The organism is Flavobacterium sp. DG1-102-2 (assembly GCF_033042555.1).
Lineage (GTDB): Bacteria > Bacteroidota > Bacteroidia > Flavobacteriales > Flavobacteriaceae > Flavobacterium.
In genome coordinates this window covers 77,194-95,658 of record NZ_JAWLIK010000004.1, presented here as the reverse complement: position 1 = coordinate 95,658, position 18,465 = coordinate 77,194, and the positions used below count along the sequence as shown (strand labels likewise).

At 41.5% G+C, this 18,465-nt stretch carries 17 protein-coding genes; 11 read left to right on the top strand and 6 right to left on the bottom strand.

Features of this window, described 5'->3' with window-relative positions; all coding sequences use genetic code 11:
* Positions 1–125: 125 nt before the first annotated feature.
* Complete coding sequence (locus tag R1T16_RS07600) at positions 126–1,484, top strand: UDP-N-acetylmuramate--L-alanine ligase (RefSeq protein ID WP_317500506.1); 1,359 nt, start codon at positions 126–128, stop codon at positions 1,482–1,484.
* Positions 1,485–1,558: 74 nt separating this feature from the next.
* On the opposite strand, the gene obgE is transcribed toward R1T16_RS07600, so the two are convergent.
* From obgE to hpt, 4 genes are all read right to left on the bottom strand, one after another.
* Positions 1,559–2,569, bottom strand: a complete 1,011-nt coding sequence (gene obgE / locus R1T16_RS07595; protein ID WP_317500505.1) for a GTPase ObgE — start codon at positions 2,567–2,569, stop codon at positions 1,559–1,561.
* 125 nt (positions 2,570–2,694) lie between these two features.
* Positions 2,695–3,972 (bottom strand): hemolysin family protein, encoded by a 1,278-nt coding sequence (locus R1T16_RS07590; RefSeq protein ID WP_317500504.1) that lies wholly within the window; start codon positions 3,970–3,972, stop codon positions 2,695–2,697.
* Positions 3,973–3,987: 15 nt separating this feature from the next.
* Positions 3,988–4,560, bottom strand: coding sequence for an adenylate kinase (locus R1T16_RS07585; RefSeq protein WP_317500503.1), 573 nt, complete (start codon positions 4,558–4,560; stop codon positions 3,988–3,990).
* A gap of 27 nt (positions 4,561–4,587) precedes the next feature.
* Complete coding sequence (gene hpt / locus R1T16_RS07580) at positions 4,588–5,118, bottom strand: hypoxanthine phosphoribosyltransferase (RefSeq protein WP_317500502.1); 531 nt, start codon at positions 5,116–5,118, stop codon at positions 4,588–4,590.
* Between the two features lie 183 nt (positions 5,119–5,301).
* Here hpt and R1T16_RS07575 point away from each other — a divergent pair, with 183 nt between their 5' ends.
* The 5 genes from R1T16_RS07575 to R1T16_RS07555 all read left to right on the top strand — a co-directional run bounded on the left by R1T16_RS07575 (position 5,302) and on the right by R1T16_RS07555 (position 12,390).
* Positions 5,302–6,579: a sorbosone dehydrogenase family protein gene (locus R1T16_RS07575; RefSeq protein WP_317500501.1), complete on the top strand. Its 1,278-nt coding sequence runs from the start codon at positions 5,302–5,304 to the stop codon at positions 6,577–6,579.
* Positions 6,580–6,668: 89 nt separating this feature from the next.
* A complete protein-coding gene (locus R1T16_RS07570; protein ID WP_317500500.1) occupies positions 6,669–8,846 on the top strand; it encodes a TonB-dependent receptor in 2,178 nt (725 codons plus the stop codon).
* A gap of 159 nt (positions 8,847–9,005) precedes the next feature.
* Positions 9,006–10,451 (top strand): T9SS type A sorting domain-containing protein, encoded by a 1,446-nt coding sequence (locus tag R1T16_RS07565; RefSeq protein WP_317500499.1) that lies wholly within the window; start codon positions 9,006–9,008, stop codon positions 10,449–10,451.
* Positions 10,452–10,537: 86 nt separating this feature from the next.
* Positions 10,538–11,107, top strand: a complete 570-nt coding sequence (locus tag R1T16_RS07560; RefSeq protein ID WP_317500498.1) for a hypothetical protein — start codon at positions 10,538–10,540, stop codon at positions 11,105–11,107.
* 44 nt (positions 11,108–11,151) lie between these two features.
* A complete protein-coding gene (locus R1T16_RS07555; protein ID WP_317500497.1) occupies positions 11,152–12,390 on the top strand; it encodes a cation:dicarboxylate symporter family transporter in 1,239 nt (412 codons plus the stop codon).
* A 110-nt stretch (positions 12,391–12,500) separates the two neighbouring features.
* Here R1T16_RS07555 and R1T16_RS07550 read toward each other — a convergent pair whose 3' ends face one another.
* Both R1T16_RS07550 and R1T16_RS07545 read right to left on the bottom strand, forming a co-directional pair.
* Positions 12,501–13,817, bottom strand: coding sequence for an MFS transporter (locus R1T16_RS07550; protein ID WP_317500496.1), 1,317 nt, complete (start codon positions 13,815–13,817; stop codon positions 12,501–12,503).
* 103 nt (positions 13,818–13,920) lie between these two features.
* Positions 13,921–15,384, bottom strand: coding sequence for a glycoside hydrolase family 130 protein (locus R1T16_RS07545; RefSeq protein ID WP_317500495.1), 1,464 nt, complete (start codon positions 15,382–15,384; stop codon positions 13,921–13,923).
* Between the two features lie 196 nt (positions 15,385–15,580).
* On the opposite strand from R1T16_RS07545, the gene R1T16_RS07540 reads away from it, so the two are divergent.
* From R1T16_RS07540 to R1T16_RS07520, 5 genes are read left to right on the top strand one after another with little or no spacing between them, the layout of a single operon-like run.
* Entirely contained in the window at positions 15,581–16,153 is a 573-nt protein-coding gene (locus R1T16_RS07540; protein WP_317500494.1) for a dihydrofolate reductase family protein, read from the top strand.
* Between the two features lie 37 nt (positions 16,154–16,190).
* Positions 16,191–17,342 (top strand): 5-(carboxyamino)imidazole ribonucleotide synthase, encoded by a 1,152-nt coding sequence (locus R1T16_RS07535; RefSeq protein WP_317500493.1) that lies wholly within the window; start codon positions 16,191–16,193, stop codon positions 17,340–17,342.
* Positions 17,343–17,399: 57 nt separating this feature from the next.
* On the top strand, positions 17,400–17,888 hold the full coding sequence (gene purE / locus R1T16_RS07530) for a 5-(carboxyamino)imidazole ribonucleotide mutase (RefSeq protein ID WP_317500492.1): 489 nt from the start codon (positions 17,400–17,402) through the stop codon (positions 17,886–17,888).
* A 30-nt stretch (positions 17,889–17,918) separates the two neighbouring features.
* Positions 17,919–18,149, top strand: coding sequence for a hypothetical protein (locus R1T16_RS07525; RefSeq protein ID WP_317500491.1), 231 nt, complete (start codon positions 17,919–17,921; stop codon positions 18,147–18,149).
* Positions 18,142–18,462: a type II toxin-antitoxin system RelE/ParE family toxin gene (locus R1T16_RS07520; RefSeq protein WP_317500490.1), complete on the top strand. Its 321-nt coding sequence runs from the start codon at positions 18,142–18,144 to the stop codon at positions 18,460–18,462. Before R1T16_RS07525 ends, R1T16_RS07520 begins: the two co-directional genes overlap by 8 nt.
* The last annotated feature ends 3 nt before the right edge of the window (positions 18,463–18,465 follow it).

The window sequence follows — 18,465 nt, the reverse complement described above, 5'->3', positions numbered from 1 at the left end:
TGTTGTTGAATGATTTTATTACTTTTGATGTTTACAGAACGGTCTGTATTATATAGATGATAATTTTGTAAAAAGGTTGGCAGACAGCCTAAAAAAATCTGACTAAATACTAATATTACAACTAAATGCGTACACACTTTATAGCTATAGGCGGCGCTGCAATGCACAATCTGGCACTGGCACTTCACTCAAAAGGATATCATGTAACAGGCAGCGACGATGCCATTTTTGAGCCATCGCGTTCACGCCTTGAAAAGAAAGGCCTGCTCCCTGAAGAGCTGGGCTGGTTTCCGGAAAAAATAACTGCCGATATAGAAGCTATAATTTTGGGCATGCATGCTAAAGCCGACAATCCTGAACTTCTTAAAGCACAGGAGCTGGGGCTAAAGATATATTCGTATCCTGAGTTTTTGTACGAACAGTCTAAAAACAAGACACGTGTTGTTATTGGCGGATCGCATGGCAAGACTACCATTACTAGTATGATACTTCACGTTATGCATTATAACAATATTGATGTAGATTACATGGTGGGCGCACAGCTTGAGGGTTTTGACACTATGGTTCACCTGACTGAGGAGAATGATTTTATTGTTCTTGAAGGTGATGAATACCTGTCTTCGCCTATGGACCGCAGGCCGAAATTTCACCTGTACCAGCCAAACATTGCACTTATAAGCGGTATCGCCTGGGATCATATCAATGTATTTCCTACCTACGAGAACTACGTGGAACAGTTTGAGATATTCATCGAAAAAATTACTAACGGCGGCATTTTAGTGTACAACGAAAATGACCCTGAAGTAAAACGCGTTGCCGAAGCATCTACAAACCCTATAAGAAAACTACCGTATCGTACACCTGAATATACCGTTCAAAACGGTGTTACCTATCTTGAAACACCCGAAGGCCCAATGCCTATAGAAGTTTTTGGGGCACATAATCTTAACAACCTTGCAGGTGCCAAATGGATCTGCCAGAACATGGGTGTAGATGAAGCCGATTTCTACGAAGCCATTGCAAGTTTTAAAGGCGCTAGCAAACGTCTTGAGAAAATTGCAGAAAACGGAAAAAATGTTGCCTATAAAGATTTTGCGCATTCACCGAGTAAGGTTGCGGCTACTACAAAAGCTGTTAAGGAACAATATCCTGATAAAACACTTATTGCCTGCCTTGAATTGCATACCTACAGCAGCCTTAATGCAGAATTCTTAAAGGAATACGAAGGTGCGCTTAATAATGCCGATGTTGCTGTAGTATTCTATTCTCCTGATGCCGTTAAGATCAAACAGCTTGAAGAGGTTACTTATGAGCAGATCGCTAAAGCGTTTAATCGCGAGGACCTTATCATTTACACTAATCCTGCTGCGTTCAAAGAATACCTTTATGACCTGAAATATGGCAGCGAAGGTGTTGCATTATTACTAATGAGTTCAGGAAATTACGGCGGACTAAATTTTGATGAAGTTAAAAATCTTATTTAGGCACAAAATAACAACAAAAAAACCGGCTGCAAATATGTTTATGCAGCCGGTTTTTTTATGCGTGATTGTATATGTTATTCTGTATCCACATTAAGCATTTGCCAAAGCTTATCTTTAAGCTCCACAAGCCCTTGCTGCGCTATAGATGAAATGAACATATAAGGAATACCTTTAAAGTCTTTATCAAGCTGTTTTTTCATTTCGCCTTTAAGCTCATCGTCAAGCATATCCGATTTTGACACCACTATAAGCCTGTCTTTATCCAGCATTTCAGGATTATAACGACGAAGTTCGTCTAAAAGGATGTCATACTCTTTCTTGATATCGTCGGCGTCTGCAGGAACTAAGAATAGCAGTGTAGAGTTACGCTCAATATGCCTCAGGAAGTAGTGTCCAAGACCTTTACCTTCTGCTGCACCTTCTATAATTCCTGGTATATCAGCAATTACAAACGATTGGAAATCCCTGTAAGCTACGATACCTAAGTTAGGCTTAAGTGTAGTAAAAGGATAATCAGCAATTTTAGGCTTAGCCGAAGTCAGTACCGATAAAAGTGTAGATTTACCCGCATTAGGGAAACCAACCAATCCAACATCTGCCAAAACTTTAAGCTCAAGGATAATATCCTTTTCCTCAGCAGGCATACCCGGCTGTGAATATCTTGGTGTCTGGTTTGTAGAACTGCGGAAATGCCAGTTACCCAAACCTCCTTTACCACCTCTGGCAACGATTTGTTTTTCGCCGTCTTCGGTTATCTCAAACAATATCTCGTTTGTCTCTTTATCTCTAACTACAGTTCCTAACGGAACCTCAATGTATTTGTCTTCACCATCGGCACCGGTGCTTCGTGCGCTACCGCCATCGCCGCCATGTGTCCCTTTAATATGCCTTGCAAATTTCAGGTGAAAAAGTGTCCACAATCCTTTGTTACCTACAAGGTACACGTGTCCGCCACGGCCGCCATCGCCACCATCAGGCCCTCCTTTTTCAATAAACTTCTCCCTATGCAAGTGTGTAGATCCCTTACCTCCCTTACCGGAAGACACATATATCTTTACGTAATCTACAAAATTCCCTTCTGTCATTTTTTCCTCTGTTTAAGGTTTAAGGTTTTAAGTTCCAAGTTGCTCAGCAACATCTGAACCGCCCACCATAACCTTTTGTCAATTATATATTCTTCTTTATTGCAATACCGCTGCTACGGGAACTGTTACTCTTTAAGCGATGTTATTTTTACCTTATCTATCTTAACGCCATCCATTTTAACAACTTCAAGCTCATAAAGGTTCCAGGCAAGTTTTTCGCCTTCTTTTGGTATGTACGACAGCTCAGTCATTACAAGTCCGCTTACCGTGGTTACTTCATAATCGTTAGTAAGATCATCAAGGTCAAAATAGGTCAGGAAGTCATGCAGCGGATAATGCCCGTCTACAAGCCATGTACCGTCTTCGTTAGCTACAAGCCTGAACTCATCTTCATAAAAATCTGAAGCATCTCCTACAAGCGCCTCTAATATATCGTTAAGTGTAATAAGCCCCTGAAAAACACCATATTCATCGGTAACCAATGCATAGTGTACTTTTGTTTTTTTGAAAATCTCCAATGCTTTATAAGCAGAGGTATGTTCAATAAGATATACCGGCTCTTTAACAATCTCTTTAAGGCTGAAATCAGCTCTCGCGTTGTTGGCAAAAATATCTTTTAGCAGCACAACACCTATAACATCGTCAAGGCTTGCGCCTTCAATTACAGGATATACCGAGTGCAGCTCGTCAAGCATGGTTTCGCGAATCTTTTCGGCGTTGGCATCGGTAGACAGATAAGCCACCGATTTTCTGTGTGTCATCAGCGAGTTTACCTTACGGTCGCCAATGTGGAACACACGCTCCATAATATCATGTTCAATTTCCTGAACCTCGCCACCTTCTGTACCTTCTTTAATAATGGCCTTTATTTCTTCTTCGGTCACTTTACCGTCTGCTGTAGGGCGAATCCTGAAAATCTTTAAAAGAAAATCTGTAGATGACGTAAGCAGCCATATAAACGGCGCTGTTATTATAGAGATAAACTTCATTGGGATAGCCACCATCTTTGCAATGGTTTCCGGGAAGTTAAGCCCTATTCTTTTAGGAAGAAGCTCACCCAGTACCAGGGAAAAAAATGTAAGTACCACTACCACGATACCCACCGAAATATTAGTTGCATATGGTTTTAAAACTTCAAAACCTTCAACAAACACTTTTACATCATCAGTAACCTTATCGCCCGAATAGATACCCGTTAAGATACCGATAAGGGTAATACCTATCTGTACTGTAGACAGGAATTTGTTTGGCGAATTTGCCAGGTCCAGTGCAGCCTGTGCACTGGCGTTGCCTTTTTTTGCGGCAGTTTCAAGTCGGTTTTTCCTTGCAGAGATCAAAGCGATCTCAGACATGGAGAAAACTCCGTTAAGAATGATCAGCAATAAAATTATTACTATTTCCAATTGTTAGGTTTTAAATTAAAGCGTATCGATTACAGCACTTAATCGATTAGTAATTTCAGCTATTTCACCAATGCCGTTTACTGCATGAAATTTACCCTGCGCTTTGTAATATTCAATAAGCGGGGCTGTTTTTTCATTGTATTCCTGGTAACGGTTACGTATAAGTGTTTCGTCCTGATCATCCGCGCGGCCACTGGTTTTTCCTCTTTCAAGAAGGCGGGCAACCAGCACCTCGTCATCTGCTTCAAGCGCTACAGTAGCTGTAACACCCCATCCTTTAGTTTTCAGGAACGCATCAAGCGCATCTGCCTGATCTGTAGTACGTGGAAAGCCATCAAAAAGGAAACCTTTTGTGTCAGGGTTTTTCTCAATTTCGTCCTGAAGCATTTTTATAGTGAGTGCATCCGGCACAAGCTCTCCTTTGTTTATGTATGATTTCGCTTCCAGTCCAAGCGGCGTCTCGTTCTTTATGTTGTAACGAAAAATGTCACCTGTAGAAATATGGGTAAGGCTGTATTTTGTTTTTAAGAATTCTGCCTGAGTACCTTTTCCTGCGCCCGGCTTTCCGAATAATACGATATTGATCATTTTGTATGTTAGGTTGTAATTTGTAATCTATTCTTTTAACTGATAAACCTGCGGCAGGTTGCGTCCCTGTCCGTCGTAGTCAAGGCCATAGCCCACAATAAATTTATCGGGAATCTCAAAGCCAATATAATCCAGCTTTATATCCTGTTTGTATGCATCGGGTTTAAAGAAAAGCGTCGCAATTTTCAGCGCTTTAAGGTTGTGCCCTTCAAATATTTTTTTAAGTTCCGCAACAGTATTTCCTGTGTCAACGATATCTTCAATAACAACTACTGTCCTGCCTTCAAGGCTTTGGTTTAGGCCTATAAGCTGCTTTACAGTGCTTGTGGTTGCCATTCCTTCATACGAAGCTAATTTTACAAAGCTTACTTCGCAAGGCTGGGTGTATTTTTTTACATAATCTGAAACTACCATAAAAGAGCCGTTAAGCACGCCGATGAATACCGGTATCTCGCCTTTAAGGTCCTCTTCTGCCTGTCTGGCCATTTTGGTAATAACGGCATCAATTTCTGAGGCGGTTATAAAAGGAACGAACTGTTTATCGTGAATTTGTATCACTGTATTTTAACGTATTGGTTTTGCAATAATTTGCAAATATACTAATTACCAATAAGCTTCCTGCATGCATCGGCTCATTTTGCAATAATTTCACATGTGTTAAATAAGATTTAATACTCAGGGGTTTGAGAATGGAAATAAGTAATTTCGGTATCCATACATCTATTTTAAAACTTCACTACAATGAAAAGATCAATATTTACATTATCGCTGCTCAGTATTTTTGCTTTTACATCCTGCAAAAAAGAACCATCTAAAGAGGAAAAACAGGAGGCAAAAGCCGAAGGCAGTACTACTGTAAAAACTGCAATAGGCGACATTACCCTGCCAGCTCCCTTTGAAACAGAATCGGTTACCAAGCGCAACGGCATGAAAGACTGGCCTGAAGGACAAACCCCAAAAGCACCCGCAGGATTTACCGTTACAAAATTTGCCGGCGATCTTAAAAATCCACGTAATACCTATGTTGCCCCTAACGGCGATATTTTTGTAGCCGAAAGCGGCACAGCAGGAAGCGCCGACCAGATAACCCTTTTTAGGGACAAAGACAAAGATGGCACTTTTGAAAGCCGCATTATTTTTGCCGAAAAGCTTAACCAGCCTTATGGCTTGTTAATATTGAAAGATTATTTTTATGTAGCCAATACCGATGGCCTTTACCGCTACCCATACAAAACCGGAGAAACAAAATTGCAGTCTGCCCGCGGACAAAAAATCGTAGAACTTCCGGCAGGAGGCTACAACAATCACTGGACACGTAACCTTCTGGCAAATGCCGATGGTTCTAAAATTTATATTTCGGTAGGATCAGGAAGCAACGTGGGTGAGCATGGTATGGAAAATGAAGTGCGCCGCGCCAATATTCTTGAAGTAAACCCTGACGGTTCGGGCGAACGCATTTATGCCAGCGGCCTGCGTAACCCTGTAGGTATGGACTGGAATCCTGCCAACAAACAATTATGGACAGCGGTTAACGAGCGTGATGAACTGGGCGATGAACTCGTTCCTGATTACATTACCAGCGTTAAAGAAGGCGGCTTTTATGGCTGGCCTTACTCGTACTATGGACAAATTGAAGATCCAAGAATGAAAGGCAAGGGCAAAGACCTTGTTGCGAAAGCCATTGTTCCCGATGTACCTGTGGGTAACCATACTGCGTCACTAGGACTGGCTTTTTATAACAAAACAGCTTTCCCGGCAGAGTATCGAAACGGTGTTTTTGTAGGCCAGCATGGTTCATGGAACAGGTCTGTACTAAGTGGTTACAAAGTATTGTTTGTTCCGTTTAAAAACGGAAAGCCGTCGGGACCGCCGCAGGATTTCCTTACCGGGTTTATTGCCGATGAGAAAAAAGCACAGGCTTACGGCCGCCCTGTAGACGTTACTGTTATGAACGACGGATCATTACTAGTAAACGACGACAGCGGCAACACCCTATGGAGGGTGGCAGCCACCAAATAGGACGAAACAAAACCAAACAATTATTTATACTGATTCCTGCAGCTTTCGGGCTGCAGGTTTTTTACTTTAGTGGCAACAAAACAAATAATATGATTCAAAAATTACTATCTGCCCTGTTTTTTTTATTTGCCATCCAGACTTTTGCCCAGGATACCATTACGGTAAAAAAAGAACAAACTACCCTAATAAAAAATCTTAAAACACGTAAAGACAGTACTACAACTGCGACTAATAAAATACACGATACTACTACCGGAATAAAAATTAAAAGTTCGCTTAATGAAGTTATTATAAGCAATTATCACGTAAGCGATAGCCTTATGAACGCCCCGGCATCGGTAAGCGTGCTTTCTTCTGCCGACCTGCAGCGAAATAATAATTCAGATATTTCAGCCGCGCTTAACACAGTGCCGGGTGTGCTCATGCAAAGCGGCGCTATAAATACCAACCGTCTATCCATACGCGGTATAGGTGCACGTACGCCTTATGGCACAAATAAGATAAGGGCTTTTTATGGTAGTATACCCCTCACATCTGGCGACAGCGAAACCACCATAGAGGATATTGACCTTGAAATCATAGACCAGACCGAAATCATAAAAGGGCCATTATCCAGCGTTTATGGCGCGGGTCTTGGCGGAGCGATACTCATTAAGCCCAAACAGCTTCGAACTCCGGGCTCCGAAGCTTATACAGGAACAACTGTTGGTTCTTTTGGGTTGATAAAAAATACCGTTCGGTATAGTTACGACAGTGCTTTTGGGAGCCTGAACCTGAGCTACCATAAACTGGAGACGGATGGCTGGCGAAAAAACAGCGCTTACAACCGCGAAGGAGTAACACTGGCTGGAGAATTATTCCGGAAACAAAACAGTAAGCTTACTTATTTCGGCAATTATACCAACATGAAAGCCTACATACCGAGCTCCATAAATAAAGATATGTTCGATAACAATCCGAGAGGCGCAGCGCCCACATGGGCCGCATCTAAAGGATATGAAAAATACAACTCCTGGATGGGAGGACTGGCCTACGACTGGCAGGCTGCCTCGTGGCTTAAGAATACAACATCGGCTTTTGTAAGCACCAAAGAAAATTATGAGCCCCGACCTTTTGATATACTAACGCAAAACAATACTGCCTTTGGCGGGCGTACCCAGTTCTTTGGCGATTTTAAGCTGGGTAAGATGAAGTCGCAGTTCATTGCGGGGATGGAGTATTTTAAAGACGGCTTTAGGGGTGGCACGTTTGAAAATTTGTACCAGCAAAACAATGGTAACGGAACACTTGAAGGAGCCCAATTGACAGGCAGCAAACAGAAACGCGATTTTATTAATGCATTTGCGCAGCTTCGTGTGCAGTTACTATCAAAACTGGAACTGCAGGCAGGTGTTAATTACAACAAGACCCAATTTAAGCTCGACACCACCTACCCTGCCGAAGATATAAATTCTCAGGACTATAGCTATGACGGCATTTGGTCACCACAGGTATCGCTGTTGTATAAACCCGGCAGGCTGCAAACGCTGTATGCATCGGTAAGCCGTGGTTTCTCCCTGCCATCTATCGAAGAGACGCTTACAGCCGATGGCACCATCAATCCTAACATTAAACCCGAAAACGGCTATAATTTTGAAGTTGGTGGTAAATTCTATTTTTTAAACAGAAGCCTGTATGCCGAGGCATCCTTCTATCGTATGCAGATCAAAGACCTGCTGGTAGCACAGCGTGTTGGCGACGACCAATACGTTGGCGTTAACGCCGGAGAAACACTGCATCAGGGAATAGAGGCGGCCATAAATTATAATTGGGAAATCAACCAAAACCTTAACCTACACCCGTATGTATCTGCATCCATAGGTAACTATGAATTTAAGGAATTTGTAAATAACGGTATAGATTATTCCGGGAACAAGCTTACAGGTGTTCCCGCTAATAAATTCAATGCAGGTTTTATGTTCCAAAACAAATCAGGATTCTACTTGTCTTCCGATTTTTATTATGTAGATGATCTGCCAATGAATGATGCCAACTCGGCGTATGCAAAAAGCTATAACCTGCTAAATGCAAAGACCGGTTACAGGTTTGAACTTTTAAAAGGCTTGTCGGCGCACCTCTCAGGCGGCGTAAACAACATTACCAATACTCATTATGCTTCTATGGTGCTGGTAAATGCCACCGGGGTAAATGGTGCAGCACCAAGATATTATTATCCCGGGCTGCCTGTAAATTATTACGGTAATGTTTCTTTTAGCTATATCTTCTAAATGAAGACCGAAAGTTTAAAATACTCAAAAGCAAACCATTAAACAAAAAGCGTCACACTTTATGGAAGAACATGTCACACTTTGTCCGCTTAAATAAGCGTTGTTTTCAAATGCTTATAAGGTAATTTGTGTTACTAACAAATTATATACTATCTAACAATGAAAACAACTTTATTCACTTTCCTGTTCCTTGCTTTTGCATGGACAGTAGGAGCGCAGAATCCTACGATTGAAGGCGATGTTATGTTGTGTCCGTATACTGACGGAACAGCAACCATTACAAGCGATACCCAATACGATACTTACCAATGGTACTGGAAATACTGGTTCTTAGATAATGAAGAGTATGTAGCGATAGATGGTGCAACTGAAGCATCATTTACATACGACTGGTATACGTACGACCAGGCATTACTAAAAGTAGAAGTAACTAAAAACGGGCAGACATTTGAATCTAATGCTATCCAGGTTGACAGCTATCAATGGTCTAGCCTTCTTATTATGAATGAACTACAAGGAAATGTTCATTTTGAATATAATGAAGAGACTTTAGAAACCTGGTATGTAATGTGTACAGGAGCTAAAATTGTGCAAACTGTATTAGCTCCTTATGTAACTGCACAGTGGTATAAGGACGGCCAGCCAATACCGGGAGCTACTTCTCTAACGTATGTTATTACAGAACCGGGGTCTTATAATGTTGTAGCAGGTGTAGAAGTATGCCCGGATGCTACATCGACATCTCAGGTAATTAATGTTGTTGCAAGCGAAGACTGTGGTCCAGGCACACCTTCACCACTTGTTATACAGGGAGATAACATGCTTTGCCCTGACACTAACGGACTTGCTTTTGTAACTAATGCAGTGGGTTATGACACCTACCAGTGGCAGGTCAAATTTGAAGGAGAAACAGAATTTACGGATATTGATGAAGCCACTGTAGCTTCTTTCAATTATGATCAGGCAACTTATGGCGAATCTACCATAAAGGTAGAAGTAACTAAAGATGGCCAAACATACACGTCTAACGAAATAGTTGTAGACAGCTACGACATTGCAATTTCTTTTGATTCTGTACCGAGCGAAGGTGTTACTACAGAAGGCGGTGTTTATTTTGTATGTGAAGGTGACTCAGTTGCATTTACAATACCTGGCAACGAAGAAGACTTTATCAATATGCAGTGGTTTAAAGACGGGCTTCCTATTGCAGAGGCTAACGGCATTAGCTATATAGCTACGGAACCGGGCGTTTACCACCTTGACGCTGCGATGACTGTTTGTACTAATAACATACTAAGTACTGCAGATAACCCTATTACAATTAGTGCTAAAGAAGGCTGCTTCTTAAGTGTTAACGATCCTCAACTTGCAAACGCTACTAAATTATACCCAAATCCTGCCAACAGTATTCTTAACGTAATGATCCCTGAAAATGCCGAAGTTAATAACTTCAGCATTATAGACATTACCGGTAAAGTTTTACTTACCGGCAGCATTGACCAGACAGAAACTTCAATCAACGTGGAAGGCCTTTCAGCAGGCACTTACATCGTGAAGTTAAACGGACCGCAGGCTCAGGCTGCGAAAATGTTTATAAAGCAATAAGCAAGTAGTTAATCTAGGTCAGTTTTTTTTGAGCCGGGGCATTTGTCCCGGCTTTTTTTGTATTTTTCGGCCAAAACAGGGCACCTTTGGAATCTTCCTTTTACATACAGATAGCTAACAGCACAGCACACCGCCCCATTCGCGATCTGCTATCGGGGCAGGTTTTAAAAAACAAAACCTTACTTTCAGAGCTATTGGCTATCGGGTTTAACGTAAAAGACAAAAACCACCATAAAGCCTGCTGGATAGCCGAGCTTGTATTTGAAGCCAAAATTGAATGGCTAAAAGAACACTTGGATACTTTTTGTGAAGCCCTTCCCCATTTTACTAACGAAAGCGCCATGCGCCCAATAAGCAAAATAGGCCTTCTTGCTACAGAATACCGGGAGCGGCATTCAAAGTTTATGAACACGCACCAAGTACAGCAGATAACAGAAGCCTGTTTTGACTGGCTTATAAATCCTAAAACCAAAGTTGCCACAAAGGCATACGCCATGCGCACACTTTTCCTGATTGGAAAAAAAGAAGACTGGATACACCATGAGCTGCAAAGGATACTTTCTGAAGATGCATCTAAACATACTGCGGCTTACACGGCAGCAGCCAAAGATGTTTTAAGGCGGATAACAAAATTTGAATTCATGCAGGGGCTTTAAAATTACGCCCCAACTGAGAATTTAAATTTTACTATATTGCCCCAATGAAACCTACAACAAACAATCTTTCTGCAGAAAAACAATCCCTTCTTTATAGGATAGTAACCAATCTTACCTTCTGGGTGCTTATCGCTATTGTATGCGGTGTTCTGTTGGGACACTACAATCCTGACACAGCCATCAAAATGAAGCTTATAGGCGACTGGTTCATTAAGATCATAAAGGTTTTTATCGCGCCTATTATCTTTCTGACTATTGTATTAGGCATAAGCGGTATGGGCGACCTGAAAAAGGTTGGCCGCATAGGTATAAAATCGCTTATTTATTTTGAGATCGTAACCACGTTTGCTCTAGCCATAGGTGTTGCGGCAGCTTTTATAATTCAGCCCGGCAAAATAGACAAGACAGGACTTGATGTACAGGATGCCAGTCAATATACAGGAGCACCTAAAGATTTCAGCTGGATGCAGTTCTTCTTAGACAATTTCACATTGCAGGTATTACTTGCCGCGATTGTTGCGGGCATAGTACTAAGCTACAGTTCAAAAAGAGAGAAAATAGTTTCGGGTTTATATGTATGTTCTAAGTATGTATTCATGGCACTTAAGTTTGTCATGTACCTTGCCCCGCTGGGGGCTTTTGGCGGTATGGCATATACGGTAGGTAAATTCGGGCTTCATACGCTTATACCGTTAGGAAAACTTATGCTAACAGTATATATAACCATGGCCATATTTATTTTTGTGATACTGGGCAGCATAATGCGTTATTACAAGCTCAGCATACTGGAATTTATTAAATATGTAAAGGCTGAACTTCTTATTGTTTTAGGCACCTCATCATCAGAGCCCGCCCTGCCTAACCTAATGGAAAAACTGGAACGCATGGGCTGCAGCAAATCGGTTGTGGGGCTTGTCGTGCCAACAGGCTATTCGTTTAATCTTGACGGAACTTCCATATACCTTTCTATGTCAGTTATATTCCTGGCACAACTGTATAATGTACACCTTACCTTTGAAGAAGTGCTAACGATAATAGGCTTACTGATGATAACATCTAAAGGCGCGGCAGGTGTTACAGGAAGCGGTTTCATCGTACTCGCCTCTACGCTTACCGCCATTCATAAAATTCCGGTAGAAGGGCTTGCCTTTTTACTGGGTGTAGATAAATTTATGAGTGAAGCCCGTGCCCTGACCAATTTTATAGGCAATGGCGTAGCAACGATTGTCATTGCAAAATCTGAAAATGAGTTTGTAGAGGCCGACAATCCGAGGATTGAGTAAGAATTCTTTTGTCTTGAAACAAAAGAATCAAAAATTCAAGGCTACAACTTCTTAGGCTACAAAGTTTAAGGCCTTAGCTTCACTCAAACCATAAGTTATTGCGAGTGAAGCTATTCCCTCTCCTTTGGAGAGGGCTGGGGTGAGGCATCATTTTTGTCCTCATCATCAAACCCGAAACGCCTTAATTGCGGTGCGCTAAAAAAGGTAATCGCAATTACGCCCAGTGTTATGCATCCTCCTGTTACCACCGCTCTTACTGTGCCTAACCAGTGTGCCATAACGCCGCTCTCAAAATCGCCAAGCTCGTTAGATGAGCTAACGAATATGGTATTTACAGAGGCTACACGCCCACGCATGTGATCTGGCGTAACTAATTGAAGAATAGTACTGCGTACCACTACACTCACGGCATCAAACATACCTGAAAATAACAAGAAGGCAAACGACAATATAAAATTAGTTGACAGCCCGAAGCCTATGATACACAAGGCGAATCCGGTTACGGCAATGAATAATTTACGACCGGGATATGTCTTTAAAGGTAAAAAGGCCAATATACCCAGTGTTAACAGCGACCCCACTCCAGGCGCCGAACGTAGCAACCCGAAACCAACCTCATCTACGTGCAGTATCTCTTTTTGGAATACGGGCAAAAGCGCTACAGCCCCGCCAAACAATACCGAGAACATATCGAGCAGCTGCGCCCCGAGCAATGCCGGGGTTTTCACAACAAACTTAATGCCCTGGGTAAGGCTTTGCAGCATGGGTTCTTTTTCTTTTTTTAGGATAGGTTTTGTTTTTATGGAAAGAATGGGGATAAGTAATAAGAACATAATTATCAGAACGCTAAACATACCTGCCAGCACACCATCGAGAGCAATGGCAAGCCCTGCAACAAGCGGCCCTATCATAGAACCTGTTTGCCATGCCATACTGCTCCAGCTTGTAGCATTAGGAAAATGCTTCCTTGGCACAATTAACCCGAACAATGAAAATACTGATGGCCCCATGAACGAACGTATCATCCCTCCGCAAAAAACGAGGGCATAAATTACATATAGCGTCGTGCTGACACCCAGCCTGTCTAACGAAAAAGGAGTTGTAAGCGTAAACAGGCATACCCCAAGCAGAATATAAGAGGTAACACAAAAGAGAACCATTTTGCGCTTTTCGTTGAGGTCTACATAATGGCCTGCAAAAAGAGAACACCCAATCGCGGGAATAACTTCGGCCAGGCCTACAAACCCAAGAGAGAGCTTATCGTTTGTAATATGATATACCCAATAATAAATTATGGTTATCTGCATATTAAGGGCAAAGATGAGCCCAAAACGTATACTTAAAAAAGACTGAAATTCTTTAAGTTTTAATACCGGGTTTTTTCCAAAAAATCCGTTTCCTGATGGCTCAGGCAATTCATTTTCCAATGTAGTATGTGCTATTGGTTATTCTAAATACAAAGATACCTGATTTGGTTATACGAACAGTGGCAGTAATTGTTATATTACTGCCACTGTATATTGAATTACATTAACCCCCGTTTCTAAGCCTGTCCAGCAAAGTATCGAGGCTAACTGTTGCAAAGCCCGAACTATGATCGGATAGCCCGTACGGGATTATAAGTTCGTCGTTATGAATTATCCCCCCGCAGGAATATACTACGTTAGGCACATAGCCCTCGCGTTCGTCAGGATTTGGCACGATAAGCGGGTCTTTAAGCCTGCCTATCTCTATAGAAGGATCATTCAGGTCCAATAACGAAGCTGCAATACTGTACTTACGCATAGAACCTACAGCGTGTGTAAGTACGAGCCAGCCATGCTCTGTCTCTATTGGCGAACCGCAGTTACCTATCTGCACAAACTCCCAGGGATATTCCGGCCCCTGGATTTTTACAGGATCTTCCCACTCATTAATATTATCACTATACATTAAGTAGTTGTTCCAGCCGTCAATACGCGATAGCATGGCATATTTGCCGTTTATCTTTCTTGGGAACAATGCAAGGTTTTTATTTTTGGCCCCTGCCCCATTAAGCGGGCTGGTTTTGAACTCATAGAAATCGGTTGTCTTTAAAAGCTTAGGCATAATGTGTACACCATCATAGGCTGTATAGGTAGCATAATAATATACACGCCCCTGATCATCGGTGAATTTAACGAAACGCGCATCTTCGATCCCTTTGCTTTCAAAATCGGAAATAGGAAAAATTACCCTGTCGCTGATATCGGTATCCTTAGAAAAAGAGATTCGTCGGTAACTGTCAGACAGCGCAAGTATTAAAGTATACTGCCTTAACATTTGAGGATCTGACGTTTTAGATTTAGCATCTGCTACAAGAGTTTTCAATTCTTCATAATCAAAACGATCGCCCAGCTTTTCGCTTACGGTAGTTATAAATTCATCGTCAATATCGGCTTCCTGTGCTTTTTTAAGGAAGAGTCTTTTTTGGTAAACGATATTATGAATCTTTTCAGCCTCATCAATATAATTACTGGCAGGTATAACGGTAATATCGTTATTCCTGTCGATAATTGCCCTACGGAAAGCCACTGACGAAACGTGCCCCTCACCTACAGCCCTAAAGCTGATGATAACGCGAAGCTGGCCTTCCTCAAGATTTGTCTGGTCTGGATCAGGCACTATAGACGGATTAAAGAATGCAGCTGATTCAATAGAATATTCGTGGGTAAAATAAGAACCTATCAGCAGCTTGCAGTATTCATCTAACTTCTCATAATCGCCGCCTGCTATTATTATATATTTTTTTACACGTTCACAATTGCGAAGCAGTTTGCGGGTAATGTTACGGTGGCGCTTAGAGAAATCCTGAAGCAGCGGGGATGTAAGTGAAAAAACCTCCTCCTTATCCAGCTTTAATATTTTACGTATCAGTTCTACTGCGCGCTCTTCGCCGTTAAAAAAATAACGGGCTATAACACGTGTTGGATCCGGTGATACCTTTACCGGTTTTCTTTCAATTGTAAGTCTCATAGGCTGTGTTTTCTCTGCTATCCGCAGGTTTCAGATTTATTGGACCTCTAAAATACAAATATAATCCCACGACTATGCACCCCTAAATGCTAAAATTAATGTAAAATGCAACAGCCTTTCCAAGTTATAGTTTCACAAAAAATTGGCAGTCATTCACTTCCAGAGTTATTAATTTTAGATTGAAAACTAACGAGTTATGAGAAAAGTTATCGCACAGGAATGGATATCTGCCGATGGTTTTGCTACCGACCGTAATGGCACTACCCGGTTTTTTGAAGATCCAAAATTCAATGACGGCTTTGAAGGCGAACAGATAAAACTTTTTGACCGGATAGATGCAGCTGTGCTGGGTGGCGAAACCTATAAAATGTTTAGCCAATTTTGGCCCACCGCCGAAGCAGAAAAAGAGCCTATAGCGCCTAAGCTAAATGCGCTTACTAAAATTGTATTTTCTAAAACAATAAAAGAAAAAGAAGCTGTATGGCATCCCGCTATCATAAGAACAGATGACGCTGCCCATGGGGTTCGTGAACTAAAAATGCAGGAAGGCAAAGACCTTATCATTTGGGGCAGCCTTTCCATAGTGAAAAGACTGGCACAGGAAAATCTTATAGACGAATACTGGCTGATCATTGTGCCCACATTTTTAGGAAAGGGCAAAAAATTCCTGACGGAAGATACCGAAATACACAACATGGAACTTTTTGATTCGATTACAGCGCCATCGGGAGCAGTTTTCCTAAAATACAGGCCTCAAAAAAAAGAATAAATAAGTTATCTTTGCCATTGCAAAACAAACCCTGATAATGAATTATTTTTCTTCTGATTTTAAGTTAGGCATTTTAGGCGGCGGACAGCTGGGTAAAATGATGCTGACTGATACACGAAAATTTGACATACAAACATATGTGCTTGATCCAAGTGACGAAGCACCCTGCAAAGTAGGCAGCAATAAATTCTTTCAGGGCGACCTGATGGATTTTGATACCGTTTACAACTTTGGCAAACAGGTAGACGTACTTACTTTTGAAATAGAGCTTGTAAATCTGGAGGCGCTTGAAAAACTGGAAGCCGAAGGCATAAAGGTATACCCATCGCCAAAAACATTACGCCAGATACAAAACAAAGGGAAACAAAAGGATTTTTATGCTGCAAACAGCATTCCTACCGCCGACTATAAACGTTTTGAAAATCTTGCTGCTTTAAAAGAAGCTGTTGCAAATGGGGAGTTTACCTATCCGTTCATCTGGAAAAGTACCGAAGGCGGTTACGACGGCAATGGCGTAAAGGTTATCCGAAATGAGCAGAGCTTTGACGGAATGCCAAATGTACAGTGCATTGCAGAGGTTATGATTCCGTTCAAAAATGAGCTTGCGGTTATTGTAGCAAGAAATCCATCGGGAGAGATAAAAACATATCCTGTGGTGGAGATGGAATTTCATCCGGAAGCCAACCAGGTAGAGTATGTTATCTGCCCGGCACGTATAAATGATGCCGTTGCAGACAATGCACGCGCCATTGCACTTAAAGTTTCGGAGCATTTTAATCATGTAGGCCTTTTAGCTGTAGAAATGTTCCAGACCGAAGACGACCAGATATTGGTTAACGAGGTTGCACCGCGACCGCATAACAGCGGACACTACTCTATAGAAGCAAGCTACACATCGCAGTTTGAGCAGCACATACGTGCGATACTTGACCTGCCGCTTGGCAATACCGATAGTAAAGCCGCAGGCATTATGGTAAACCTTGTAGGTGCAGAAGGATTCTCTGGCAATGTGATCTATGAGAACATTGAAAAGATATTAGGCAAAGATGGCGTCACACCACACATTTATGGCAAGAAGCAAACAAGGCCTTTCCGTAAAATGGGACACGTAACTATCGTTAACCAAGATATAGCTGAAGCGAGAAAAATAGCTGAAGAAGTTAAAAACACGATAAGAGTAATCGCTTAACTAGTTTACAGCGGGGTCAACTACAAACCAAAAACAACTAATTATAAACGCATAAGCATGAAAGTAGGAATTATAATGGGCTCGATATCGGATATGCCTGTAATGCAGGATGCCATAGATATATTAAAAGAATTTGGAATTGAGACTGAAGTAGATATCGTTTCGGCTCACCGTACACCGGAGAAACTGTATGAATACAGCACAACAGCACACACGCGTGGCGTAAATGTAATCATTGCAGGCGCAGGCGGAGCAGCCCATTTACCGGGTATGGTAGCCAGTATGAGCCCGCTTCCTGTAATAGGCGTACCTGTAAAATCTAGCAACTCTATTGACGGGTGGGACAGCGTACTTTCCATCCTGCAAATGCCGGGCGGTGTTCCTGTAGCCACCGTAGCCCTTAATGGTGCCAAGAATGCAGGTATACTTGCAGCACAGATATTAGGCAGCCATGACAAACTGGTACTGGCTAAAATTGTAGCCTATAAACTAAGCCTTAAAGAAGCGGTAAACAAGGCTTCGGAAGAATTGAAGAATAGAAAATAGTTTTGTAACTTTGGTAAAAGCAAAGCAATTATGGATATCCAGGCTTCAAAAATAGAGTTAGCAAAAATGATACTTGATTTAGAAGATTCTAAATTAATTGAAAAAGTACGCAAACTCATTACCAAAGAAAAAAAAGATTTTTACGACGAATTGTCAGAAGACCAAAAGCTTGAAATTCAATTTGGCATTGACCAACTTGACAGGGGCGAAAAAGTTTCATGGGAAGACTTTAAGGCAAGCAGAAGAAACAGGCATGCGTAAAGTTGTACTTTCTGATCTTGCACAAAGAAAACTTAACATCTTGCTGGATTACCTGGAAGATGAATGGTCAATAACTGTTGCCAATAATTTTGAAGCCAACTTTGAGGAAAAACTACTTTATATTTCCTCATATCCTGAAAGCTGTATTGAATCCGGCATTTTCAAAAATATCAGAAAATGTATTGTTACAAAGCAAACATCTTTTCTTTACAGGATTAAAAATGAATACATAGAAATTATTACAGTATTTGACAACCGCAGCAGTTTCAAATCTATTACTAAAGAAATCCGTAAATACTACGGTCATTTATAAGCT